Here is an 11,168-nt window from a genome sequence, read left to right on the forward strand (position 1 = left end):
CCAGAATGGTTAAGACGATTACTCGATTTATCGGTTTGGCCGCAACTGTTGCGGCCATCGGCGTTCCCACTTTTGCACACGCTGCGTTCCCGGGCGACCATCCGGCCTACCTGCACGCGACGTCCGACCTGCAGGCTGCCCGCTGGCTCATCCAGCATCGCTACAGGGAAGGCGGCGTCAGCGGCCATGACGTGCAGGCGGTTCGTCAGATCGACGCGGCAATTTACGACATCCAGCAGGCCGCATTCAATGACGGCAAGAACCCCGACCGTCATGTGCCGGTTGACAGGCGGCCGGATGGAGGGGGGAAGTTGCATGCTGCGAGAGACATGTTGTATCGCGCGCGGCACGATGTCACACGTGACGAAGACAATCCAGACGCACAGAATGCGAAACACTGGGGCCTCGCGCACATCGACGCGGCTATCCGCGAAGTCGATGCAGCCCTGGATGAGGGATCGGGCCAGTAGCATTGACTGGTAGTCCCCGTACTTGAACGCGGCGGCCAAGAAAGCACGCTCGCGAGAAGATGGTGGGGGAGAAGCAAACATCGTTCGATATTCGTGACCTGACGCGCTGCACACGATCGTGAGCTTTGGCGATGCGCCGGCAGGTAGTGGCTGCGCATAACGATCGACGACTGCGTGAATGCGAGGCGCGTGCTTGTGGCAAGGGATAAGATCTTGATCTGACAGCGGGACAGGGTGGCAACATCGCGTCTCGTGCAACCACATACGAGTATCGTCCCTCTTGAGAGACGACTAGATGAAGGGAGTAGATTGATGCGGAATTCTGCGTCGTTTTCCAGGGTGCCTCTGCGCACCAATCTCGATTCTCATTTAACGGACGAACGTGACCAGGAGACGAAACCTGCCCAAAAAGTCCCGAAGAAAGACAACACGTTGTTTGATGGACTCGTGAGTGTTGTGAAAAGGCCCAAAGTAATTACTAGCGCGCTTTGGATGCTTCAGAAAAAGGGTGCACTCACGCCACAAGCCGTGAACCAGGGTCATCAGCTATGCGTTTAACGGCGAACTGAGAAATCCGGAGACTTCTCCGAAATTGCCGGTCGAACCTGCAGCAGTACGGACGGCGCGCGATCAAGGCGGCGAGGCATCGAGGTCCGCTTCGTCACCGGAAAGTTCGTCGCCGCCTTCGCCGCCGCCTCGGTCGCCAATGCGACCACCCGCGCAATCTTCAGGGACTGGAGCATCACCGACGCAAACGTTCGAGGGGCCAAAAAGAAGTCCGCTTCAGAACCCGAGTTAGTCCAATCCACAGGGGTTGCCAGTAGGTCTTGTTCAATGCATCGGACGCTCGTTGACTCCCTGCATCGCGCACGTATTCGCTTCGATCAGGAGCTTCATGATGCGCTTTGCGTCGGCGATACAGGTGACGTCGTGCTTCGCGTGAGGTTTTGCCAGCACGCCCTCGCAAACGAGATCGATGTCGTGCGCGAGCTGGTCGTGGCGGCTCACCTGAAGCTGCATGACCATCGCGCGTGTGGAAGCGATCGACGCAACTTTGCACTCGAGCGCCGCCAGGTGAATCGGATGACTTTCGTCGCCGAACTCGCCGCAAGACTGCAAAAAAATCCAACGGTGAAACGTGCCGCCCGCGACAGCCCGTTTCAATTGTTCGAATCGCGCGAGCAGTTTTTGTTCGGGCGTGCGGCGACCTTCGTGCAGCGCAGCGTCCCACGCGGCACGTGCCTGCGCGGTCACCTGCCGCAGCGTGTAGACGATCAGATCGTCTTTTCGAGCGGAAATGCTTGTACAGCACTGTCTTCGAAATATTGGCTTCGGCCAGGACGGTATCCACGCCAGTCGCGTGAAAGCCGTCGCGGTTGAACAGGCGAAGCGCAGCTTCCACCAGATGCTGCTTCTTGCGGGATTCGCGTTCCATGGGCGGTCCTCCGCATGACGCAGCGGCCGATTTTCTCATCCCGTCTGAAGAAACGGTTTCGGACGGGACGGGGCGCCGTGCATGCGAAGCGGTACGCGCACGCGCGAATCGTGTGGTCGAAAGTGCATATTTGGACACACAATGTACGGGCACTTACATGTCTACGGTGCTCGCCTTTGCTACCATTGGTTGAACTAACGTTTTTCTAACTGACTCGACCGGATATGACAAATACCATCTCATCAAAACCCTTAACGCGAGAATCCTCTCTGTTGCGTGGACCGTCGCCCACGGTGGAGGACGCTCCGCGTGGTCGGTCACGCACGCGGAGTAACAGTCACCTCCCTAGCGATCGGCGTCTCTCGTTGTTGCGACCCCGAGGCGGAGCTGAGGGAGCACAGCCGCGCTCGCTGAGCGAGCCGGGGCGGGGGCGGTTGAAGGTCCGTCTTTCTCCTGGCAGTGCAGGGGGCGAACAGCTTACTCGTTCCGCTAGCGCGCCACCTCGGCAGACGCTGCCTCGATCGTCGTCCAAGGCTGAAGATAGGGAACCGCGAGGCCCCGGACGTAGAGGGCCTGCCACCGACCCGACGTCGCTCCAGGAGCCGCAACCTAGGGCGGTAATGCCTCCCGGGTACGAAATGCATGAACTTCCCAAGTACACACGAGAAGCACCTTATCTGCCCGGAGGAGAAGAGCCTCCTCCGTACGAAATCGAAAAAACCGCGGCTGACGTGGACCGCTTGAACTTTGCTGGGGGCTTGGCTCATCTAGAGGTCGCGCGGAGCAATATGGCACTAATGCTAATCCAAGCGTTTGCGAAACAGATGGAGAAGATTGGCGAAGGGTTCAAAGCTCTGACAAGTTGAACGCCTCAAGGCCACCCATTGAGCTGTACCCCAAAAGTTGGACACCAATCCAACCTTTTGGGGCTTTTTTATGATGAAGTACAACGAGCCGTTCAAGCTGAAAGTCGTATCGCAGTAGTTGTCTGGTCAGTTCGCTGTGCAAAGCAGAAAATGTCAAACTGAGTGCGCCGGGAGACCGGCAAGGAGTAGGAGGTGCAAAGACGATGCCGATCCGGCTGATGGTCGGTCTGCTGTATCTCAAGCACGCGTTCAACGAAAGTGACGACTCGGTGTGTGAGCGCTGGGCGCAAGACGTTTGCTTCCAGTTTTTCTGCGGCGAGGAGTACTTTCAGCCGCGTCTGCCATGCGATCCAATCAACCTGGTGCGGTTTCGGCAGGCGCTGGGAGAAGCCGGCGTCGAAGAACTGCTGGCGACGACGATTGCCGCCGCTGTGCAAATGAAGGCGGTTAAGCCGGCCGAATTTGAGCGCGTGATTGTCGACACGACAGTGCAGCAAAAGGCGATCGCGTACCCGACCGATAGCCGACTGCTCGAGGTGGCGCGCGCCAGGCTTGTACAATTGGCTCAACGCGCCGGCCTGGCACTGAAGCAGACGTACGAACGCGAGGGCAAAAGCCTGCGTCGTCGCGGCCGTACGCCGCGCCTTTGTTGTCGTTGGTCAAGGAAACTGAATTTTGCAGGCCCGACTAGCTACGCGAATGTTGTTTGACGAAGATTCCCAATGAAAATCAAATCTGATGATCCCTACTCGGCGACGCACCTCGCCGCCGTGCACAGTTCTACAGGGAGCGGCGAGGTAGCATCGCCGTCAAATTCAGCGAAGAATGCTCAACGCCCGCCAGACGATAGGTGGAACGGCGCGCTAAGGAGCTTTACCGGGGCGAACCGCAATAGCTCTGCCGCTTCCAGACATTTGCGTCCGAGCCCACCGGCAACGCTTGGGCCGAAAGCCGATCTTCCGCCGGAAGCGAGCTTCAGCCTGGATAAGCGGCACCTTCCCGCGTTGCCTGAGTTGCGAGGCGCGCCTGCGTCGGTGATCGATCTCGATCTTTCGGGGCACCCTCTGAAAGAATTTCCAGTGGAACAGTTGCTGGCCATGACAAAATTGCAGAATTTGAAGCTGTCTATGAATGCCGAAACGGGAACGCCCACCAGAAAATCGCTGAAAGCCCTGACCGAGGAGGGCCTGAGTCCCGTTTGGGTGCGCCAAGGCAATAGCTCGGCGCAAGTCGTGAATGTGCATGCCTCCGCCAAGACCGTGCTCTATACGACCGACCTTGATCCGTGTCTGGCCGTGATGATCGTGCAGGGTGATAAAGCGATGCTCATGCATGTCGATAGTTTTAGCGGCCGTGGATCAGGTCGCACATCTGTCAGAGATGTCCTGTTGAGGCATATCACACCCAACGGGACCGACACTAGCATCATGCTGGTCGGCGCCAACGCCCAAGGGGCTGCTGCCAATGTCCGCGGTGTTTTGTCGACATTGAAAAGCATGGGTTTGGAAAAGAACATTACTATGGCAAGTTTGGGAAACGGGCATAGTTCTGCGTCCCTTCATGTCGGAGGAGCGCGCGGATACGTAGCCTTTGGCTAATGGCTGTCGCCACTTGCGACAAACTTGGGCGGCGGCAATTATCTTGTCCGGCTGGGCATCACAGTTGACACGCTACAATAGCTCCTGCAAAGCCTGCAAAAGCCCATCCGTGTCGCTCGGATGCTCTAGAGGACGGTCGCCGACACTCGATCATCATCGGCAAACGCGAACGGCGGGTACGGCCGATAAAGGAGCGTTCGTCGTTACCAATCGAATGGCCGGTTGCAGAGGCGGTCTCGGTCCGATTGGCATTCAAGATTTTTGGCGCCTACTTCACAGATTTCTCGTCCTGGCTGAAGGAGTTGGTCGTCTGGGTGGCGCTGATGAAAGGAAACGGCAGGTCGGCCCTTAAGACCCATGGGCCGCGGACCCTGAGCAGGCGCTTCCTCTCGCTCGCCGCAGGAGAATTGGCCGTCATGCACGGTTCTGGCATGACGAGCCTCGATAACTGTCGGGTGTACTTGCGCAGCAGCGGCTTGAGCAGGATGGCGTGGTGGTACTTCGCGTTGTCCAGCACGACGACGATGCGCTTGCCACGACGTCGATGGCGTAGCAGCTGGCGCAGAAAGGACACAAACGTTTCTGCGTTGAAGACAGGGCGTGCCCGCCAGACGAATCGGCCGGTGCTCAAACTGACCGCGCCTAAGCACGCCACCGACTTGCGCGTCGGCGCGTGCATCAACACCGGATCGCGAACCTCCGGGGCCACCCACATTCGGCAGCGCGATCCATGCTGCTGGAAATTTAGATCCGACGTCGTGGGCGTGGCGGGACTGCTTCGCTTCGTATCCGGTTGACCGCGCGTCGAATCGTTGAGTCTCGCCGGTCCCACGGAAACGCTATCTGCCATCGTCAATAGCCGGCCGATTTGAGCGAGTTCCGGATCCGAAAAGAAAAAGTTTGATTGGCTAGGGAAGCTATCTATATCAAATCGAATCGGATTGACATCCAGTCCACCCATCAGGAGAGGACGCATAACGCGTGTCCTAGCTTCGGATCCAGACGAATTGTCCGGTCCCGATGCCTTCGAACATTTCATCGGTCGACTCGAGGATATTCTTGCGCCAGTAGCGTCCATGTTCAGCGTAATGGGACAGAAGATCACCAAGCCATTCTCCTGTGACGTCGTCCCCGAACGGAATGCGCACGATCAGCACGATGCCGCCGGTATCCGAGTCGAGTCCGAGTTGCGCCTGATCCTGCGCATAGACGAGCAAATTCGCTTCGAGCAACAGCCGAAATATCACAAGCGTGCGCCCGGCCGTCACAGTGCCGTAGTGAAAGTTCATGTACATCGCGTCGACGTCGTTCTCGACATGGTCGAGCATCACGTCGAAGCCCTCCACTTCGATCATCCGTCGATCGATTACGGCGTTCGGATCGGGCAGCCCCACGACTTCGCAAAGCTCGGTCACGAGGCCGGTAAAGCGTTCCCAGGTCACTTGAGTTGTCAGTCCCGATATTTGAATACTGGTGGCGACCACGAGCGGCAAGAGGCCGCTCGCAAGGCGCTGCGCGAAACATGCCTGCGACTCAGGCGGGGTTCGCGATGTCCTTCACTACTTTTCCAGCGTTCTTCATTGATTCCGCCACGGCTTGCTGGAACTGCATCAACATCTCCGATTGGCCGATCTTCTCCGATGCCGCGCCGGCCAGAGAGTTCAGAGCGAGGGTCTCAGCGGTTGTCCCTCCTATCTGAGCGGTTGCCCCACCAAAATTAGCCGCGCTGCCCAATGTGGAAAGACCACTCATACTTGCCATCACGTTCTCCCAAACAGATTTACAAAGGAATGCACCATTACAGGTGCGGAAAGTACTGTACACCGAAGAAATGGCGCAGCAATGCGATGCCTTTCGTTACGCCTATGCAACAGGAACGTCTTCCGAAAAGCGAAGAACGATCCGTGCGGCGGCGGAGAGACCTTCATCAAGTTTCGCGAGCTGAGCACGCGCCATCTCGTCAGTTGACCGCAACCTCGTTTCGCCGCAGCTGCTCGCGGCGGCACGCAGCGCATTGCAGATGCGGCTCACGCGTGGTGCGGAGTCAGAGGCCTCAATCCAATTGGAGAGACCCTTAAGCTCCTCCAACAAAGTGTCATTCATCGATTCATACATGGAAAACTCCTTCAGGTTGGCCGCCGAGCATCACGGGTTTTGATCAGCGGTATCTTCGACATTGAAATGCTTGACGCCATCTGGCGTTTGCAGGTACTTGAAAGTGCCGTCCGCCATCATGGTGGTGAAGGGGACGCTTGTTTCGCCTGGCGGCTTTTCGGTCGCTTGGACGTTGATTCCCTTCACGTTAGGATCCAGGTCGGCGCGCACGCGGGCAATCGCGTCGTTCAGCCCGCTCAGGCTTTGTACTTCGCCATATACGGTGAACGCGCCATGTCCCGAATAGCGGACCTGGGCGCCAGGTACCGCCAGCGTTTCCTCAATGTTGCTGGCAATCGAAGACGCGACGTCGTAGTGGCCCTGAACGACGCGGGCGTCGAACTTGTTCAGCACCGCGCGCACGCCTGTGTCTTCGGCCGGCGACGCGACCATGCCGACCACCATGACGGTCGACCCACGCGGCTCCGCCGTCAGGCCCTTGACGCCTGCGGTCTCTAGCGAGCCATCGACACGCCGCGTCACGGCCGCGATATCCGATGCTTCAGAGGCTTGCGTGTTTCTCACCATCGAAAGGCCGCTCATCGCGGCGAACAGAAGCGCAAGGACAACGCCGGTCAGCGTAAATGCGGTGACCTTCCGGCGGCCAATGCTAATCTCCACATTGCTCAGCGCCACGACTCGTTTCATGTTGACGATGCTCTCGTCCTGTTTCACGAGGAGCTTGTTCATCAGATCGAGATCGCTCGGCCAGGTGCCGCTTTCCGGTCCTAAGCACAGGACGACGTCCTCGAAGCGCTGCGGGGCGAAATCGACGAGCGGCACGAATGCCGCTTCAGCATCGCCGCTTGTTGGTCGTTGTGCAGACGCGCTGCCGTCGACGGCAATCGTGATGGTCAGCGCAGGATATTGCCAGTCGCTGATCTGCACGTCGGCATCGTCGTCGGAGCCGACGCGGTGGTCGCCCGCGCCAAGCGGGATCGTTGCACCGGCATGAATGCCTGTGAGGATGCGAAGGAGTTTCATGTGTCCCGATTCTCTTTGCTGTCTTACGTCGGATCGATAAAATCAATTCGGTTGGCTCACTTGCGTCAGGCCGCAGGAGCAGCGGCCGATTCGACGGTCGATGCGGCCACCTTCGCGACGGCCGCTGCTCGCAGCCGGTACCAATCCGGTGCGGGGCGCGTCGCGTTATGCACGATCAACGCCATCAACAGGTTCAACTCGCGGTCCGCTTGCGTCGGCACAGCGTCAGGCTGCTTTGCGCGCTTCGAATCGGCTTCGAGCAACACGCGCTTCACTTCGTCGAATTCCAGTTCTTCGAAAAACATCCGGTGCGTCGCCCGCATATAGCCACTCACGAGCCCGGCAACGACGGGCCGCACAGGCGCCTGCGACTTGCCGGTCGCCAGGTCGCGCGCGGCCAGCAGACCCTGCGCCAGTTGCGCGAGCTCCGTGCCGTGAGGGCGGGGAACATCCGGGCAGCTCGCCGCGGGCACAGCACCTGCCACGATCTCGGGGATTCCTGCATCCGCCAAAGCGCGATCGGGTGTGGGACCGCGCTTGCGATGGGACAAGCGAGCGTCGGGCACGCGCGGGGGCGGTGTCTCGCCGGGGTACTGGTCGTCGCGCTGTTCCTCGCCGCCCTGATGACCGCCTCCTCCTCCTCCTCCTCCTCCTCCCTGGTCGGTAATCGCCACGCCGCCGCGGGCGATTATCTCGGCCTGCGTGGCGAACGCGCGCTTGCGCTTGGCATCCGCCTCATGCTCTTTGCGGGCCTTGGTGATCTCTCCGTGCGACTTCACGTCCTTCAGTTCGGGGCGCTTGGTCCGCTTGCGATGGCCGCCATTCGTATGTTGAGCCGCGAGCCGGTTTTGTCGCTGCTTGCTCTCGCGCAGGTGATTCGCCCGAAGATGCTTCAACTTCTGTTGCTGCGCACGCAGGTGGTCTTCGAGCTGCTGCTCGGCCGCAATGCTCACCGATTTATCGTTCGAGGTCCGGACGCTCATCGTGCAAACGCCGCAGTCATGACGGCCTCCGCGAAGTTTTCGACTTGCGCGCCGCCCCAGCGCGCGAGGACGACGACAGTGATCGTCACGGCCACGAGCTTCACGCCATAGGTGATGCTCGAATCCTGCATCGACGTGATTGCCTGCACGAACGATACGAGCAGACCGACGCCCGCCGCGACCAGTACGATCGGCAGCGACACGTACAGGCAGGTCAGCAGACCCTGTGACGTCAGACGAATGATGGTGTCGAGATCCATGCCGGGCTCACTTGTAGGTCAATACGAGGCCATGGATCAGATGCGACCAGCCATCCATCACGACGAACAGCATCAGCTTGAACGGTATCGACACGTTGGTCGGCGAGACCTGGTTCAGGCCCATCGCCATCAGCACGTTCGCGATGATCAGATCCACCGCGACGAACGCGATGTACAGAAGAAAGCCGATCTTGAAAGCATCCGTCAGCTCGGTCAGCGTGAAGGCGGGAGCGAGGACCATCAGGTCATCCTGCTTGAGTTCTTGCGCCTGTTGTTTCGGCCATATCGAGGAAGCGGAACGCAGGAAAAATTGAACCTCGCTCGGCCCCGTATGCTTCTTCAGGAATTGGCGGAACGGCTCGCGTGCGGCATCGAAACCGGAGACCACATTTTGCGTAGGCGACGAGCCCAGCGCCGGCTTGAAGTTGCCCATTGCCGCGATGCCGATGGGCGCCATGACATAGGCCGAGATGATGATCGCGATGCCGTTGAGCACCATGTTCGGCGGCACTTGCTGTACGCCGAGCGCGTTACGCACGAGGCCTAGCACGACCACGACCTTGGTGTACGACGTGACGACCATCGCGAAGAAGGGAATGACGGAGATCGCCAGGACGACCAGCAACAATCCGTTGAGCTCAGGAATCTGCAGCATGGTCTTGCGCCAGTTCAGTGATGCGAACGCCGAGGTGTTCGCCGATTGCGACGAGCTGACCGAAACCGAGAGTCTGGCCATAAGCGGTCAGGCGAATGCGGGCGTCAGCGACAGGGACCGGCAGGTCAAGCACGTAGCCGGTGCGCAGCGCGTTCAATTGCGCGATGGACAGGGGCAGCGTGTCGATCTCGAATTGCACGGGTATTTCGAGACGGTCGGCCGCAACTTGCGCATCGCGCTCGGCGGTAGGGTGGGCGGCGAGGCCGCCGTATGTGTCATCGGTCATCTGCAAAGCTTCCTTGAATTCAAACTTGTCGCGCGAGAGCTTTCCCCGCGCGATCAGGAGTCCCACGTCAGGGGAGCCCCATTGGTGCACGGCGTCCACCTGGCCATCGGTGGCGAGCAGTGCGTATGCGCCAGACGGCGTCGCGCCGAGCACGGCATCGCCCGGACGCAGCGAACGCAACTGCTCGACGGACAGCCGTTTCGTTCCGAGCACGAGATGGCCTGGCAACTTCAGGCTCGCGAGCTCCCGATATGGAACGCCGCGTTGGGCGTCGATCCGCTGAGCGAGCGTTTGCACGAGCGGCGCGTCGAGTTGTGCCACAGCAAAGCGAAAGCGAAGACCATCGCCGTTTATGGCGACGTGCACCGCGCGTTCGCTCCCAGCCGGCAGAAGGCCGATCGAGCGCACGGTGAAGTCCGGCAGGCCAAGCACGCGCAGCGCGGCAAGGCAAGGCGCGAAGAGATGCGTCGCCACTTGCGCGGCGAACATGTTGCTGCCTGAGATCACCGGGGCGAGTGCCGGATGCTCGTCCAGGTCGATCTCGATGCGCGCGCTGCCGGCCACGCTGCCGAGCACGACGAAGGCGGGTGTGCCGAACGATTCCGCCTCGGCGAGTGCATCGACCCGCACCGCCTGAGCGGCCGCGTCGAGCCAGCGCTCGAGCCGCGCGTCGGCGAGCACGCGCCACAACGTGGCGCAGAGCGGCGCGACTGCGGGCAACGAGGCCGCAAGCGACGTGACGGTGGATGGTGCGTACTTCATCGTGGTTTAGACCCGGCTGGCATCTCGACTGGCGCGGCGATGCAAAAATGATGCGATTCAGGCAATTTCGATTTCCCGTTCGGGGCCGAGCAGCGCTGCGAGTCGTTCTCGCAATGCATTGCTATGCAGGGAGATTAATTGCATCGAATGCCGGTTTGACGTATCGAAGCGAAGCCATAGCCGATAGGGCGAAAGTGACAAATGTAAGACTGTGTCAGGAACTGTATCTGGCGCGAGCGGTATGCTCGCTTCCCACACGCCGGCCGACTGTACGGAGGGTTCACCGCAGAATTTGGCAATGCGCCACGCGAGCTTTCCGGCGAAGCCGTGCTCGCCGTCCCACTGTGTTCCATCGATGCGTAGCGTGTCGGCAAGCCGGGGCAGATGGGCGAGCAGCGCTCGCTGCTCGGCCGGGAACTCGCTCCCCGCCTCCTGGTTCATGCCGTCGTCGGCATCGTCGCCGCCGGACTGGTGCCTGGCGCCGGAGTCGATGCCGAGAAGTGCGGACCGGTATGCGGCAAGCGCTACCGACTCTTCGTCGATTAGTCCGTTGTCCGTGCTCGAGGATGTGCGTTCCCGAGTGGGGCGGCCCCGTTTCATCAGAGCCGCATAGGCGCCTGTCGCCGATCGCGATGGCGACCTGGGCGAGGATGGATGCTCGTGTGCCGGCCCCGGCACCACACGCACGCTGCGATGGCTGTAACTGCCCATCTGG

General features: G+C 60.0%; 14 protein-coding genes and 2 pseudogenes. 4 read left to right on the forward strand and 12 right to left on the reverse strand.

Going from position 1 to position 11,168, the window contains the following annotated elements:
* Window positions 1-5 precede the first annotated feature (5 nt).
* The gene (locus OKW29_RS00820; RefSeq protein ID WP_429289596.1) at window positions 6-470 is read left to right on the forward strand and encodes a hypothetical protein; all 465 of its coding nucleotides are present in this window, start codon (window positions 6-8) and stop codon (window positions 468-470) included.
* Between the two features lie 831 nt (window positions 471-1,301).
* Here OKW29_RS00820 and OKW29_RS00825 read toward each other — a convergent pair.
* A complete protein-coding gene (locus OKW29_RS00825) occupies window positions 1,302-1,490 on the reverse strand; it encodes a hypothetical protein (RefSeq protein WP_429289913.1) in 189 nt (62 codons plus the stop codon).
* 63 nt (window positions 1,491-1,553) lie between these two features.
* Between OKW29_RS00825 and OKW29_RS00830 the strand changes: the two genes are divergently transcribed.
* Window positions 1,554-1,850 carry a hypothetical protein gene (locus OKW29_RS00830; RefSeq protein WP_429289914.1) on the forward strand — a complete coding sequence of 99 codons (297 nt, stop codon included), beginning with the start codon at window positions 1,554-1,556 and terminating at the stop codon, window positions 1,848-1,850.
* Here OKW29_RS00830 and OKW29_RS00835 read toward each other — a convergent pair.
* Window positions 1,810-1,944: pseudogene (locus tag OKW29_RS00835) on the reverse strand (hypothetical protein); the annotation flags it as partial. The gene OKW29_RS00830 and the pseudogene OKW29_RS00835 sit on opposite strands and share 41 nt — an antisense overlap.
* A gap of 1,015 nt (window positions 1,945-2,959) precedes the next feature.
* Here OKW29_RS00835 and OKW29_RS00840 point away from each other — a divergent pair.
* Together OKW29_RS00840 and OKW29_RS00845 are read left to right on the forward strand one after the other, a co-directional pair.
* Window positions 2,960-3,400: pseudogene (locus OKW29_RS00840) on the forward strand (transposase); the annotation flags it as partial.
* A gap of 93 nt (window positions 3,401-3,493) precedes the next feature.
* Window positions 3,494-4,369 (forward strand): hypothetical protein, encoded by an 876-nt coding sequence (locus tag OKW29_RS00845; RefSeq protein ID WP_429289597.1) that lies wholly within the window; start codon window positions 3,494-3,496, stop codon window positions 4,367-4,369.
* Between the two features lie 268 nt (window positions 4,370-4,637).
* On the opposite strand, the gene OKW29_RS00850 is transcribed toward OKW29_RS00845, so the two are convergent.
* From OKW29_RS00850 to sctP, 10 genes are all read right to left on the reverse strand, one after another.
* The gene (locus tag OKW29_RS00850) at window positions 4,638-5,345 is read right to left on the reverse strand and encodes a transposase (RefSeq protein ID WP_429289598.1); all 708 of its coding nucleotides are present in this window, start codon (window positions 5,343-5,345) and stop codon (window positions 4,638-4,640) included.
* A gap of 10 nt (window positions 5,346-5,355) precedes the next feature.
* Window positions 5,356-5,811, reverse strand: coding sequence for a CesT family type III secretion system chaperone (locus OKW29_RS00855; RefSeq protein ID WP_429289898.1), 456 nt, complete (start codon window positions 5,809-5,811; stop codon window positions 5,356-5,358).
* A 91-nt stretch (window positions 5,812-5,902) separates the two neighbouring features.
* Window positions 5,903-6,130 (reverse strand): hypothetical protein, encoded by a 228-nt coding sequence (locus tag OKW29_RS00860; protein ID WP_429289599.1) that lies wholly within the window; start codon window positions 6,128-6,130, stop codon window positions 5,903-5,905.
* A gap of 102 nt (window positions 6,131-6,232) precedes the next feature.
* Window positions 6,233-6,484 carry a hypothetical protein gene (locus OKW29_RS00865; protein WP_429289600.1) on the reverse strand — a complete coding sequence of 84 codons (252 nt, stop codon included), beginning with the start codon at window positions 6,482-6,484 and terminating at the stop codon, window positions 6,233-6,235.
* Between the two features lie 30 nt (window positions 6,485-6,514).
* Complete coding sequence (locus OKW29_RS00870) at window positions 6,515-7,507, reverse strand: hypothetical protein (RefSeq protein ID WP_429289601.1); 993 nt, start codon at window positions 7,505-7,507, stop codon at window positions 6,515-6,517.
* 65 nt (window positions 7,508-7,572) lie between these two features.
* Complete coding sequence (locus tag OKW29_RS00875; protein ID WP_429289602.1) at window positions 7,573-8,490, reverse strand: hypothetical protein; 918 nt, start codon at window positions 8,488-8,490, stop codon at window positions 7,573-7,575.
* Window positions 8,487-8,750, reverse strand: a complete 264-nt coding sequence (gene sctS, locus OKW29_RS00880; protein ID WP_429289603.1) for a type III secretion system export apparatus subunit SctS — start codon at window positions 8,748-8,750, stop codon at window positions 8,487-8,489. The genes OKW29_RS00875 and sctS overlap by 4 nt, the downstream gene beginning before the upstream one ends.
* Window positions 8,751-8,757: 7 nt before the next feature.
* The gene (gene sctR / locus OKW29_RS00885; protein WP_429289604.1) at window positions 8,758-9,405 is read right to left on the reverse strand and encodes a type III secretion system export apparatus subunit SctR; all 648 of its coding nucleotides are present in this window, start codon (window positions 9,403-9,405) and stop codon (window positions 8,758-8,760) included.
* Window positions 9,389-10,453, reverse strand: a complete 1,065-nt coding sequence (gene sctQ, locus OKW29_RS00890; RefSeq protein ID WP_429289605.1) for a type III secretion system cytoplasmic ring protein SctQ — start codon at window positions 10,451-10,453, stop codon at window positions 9,389-9,391. Before sctQ ends, sctR begins: the two co-directional genes overlap by 17 nt.
* Before the next feature lie 57 nt (window positions 10,454-10,510).
* On the reverse strand, window positions 10,511-11,164 hold the full coding sequence (sctP, locus tag OKW29_RS00895; RefSeq protein ID WP_429289606.1) for a type III secretion system protein SctP: 654 nt from the start codon (window positions 11,162-11,164) through the stop codon (window positions 10,511-10,513).
* Window positions 11,165-11,168 lie beyond the last annotated feature (4 nt).

The organism is Paraburkholderia sp. CI3, from assembly GCF_050436505.1.
Taxonomy (GTDB): domain Bacteria; phylum Pseudomonadota; class Gammaproteobacteria; order Burkholderiales; family Burkholderiaceae; genus Paraburkholderia; species Paraburkholderia tuberum.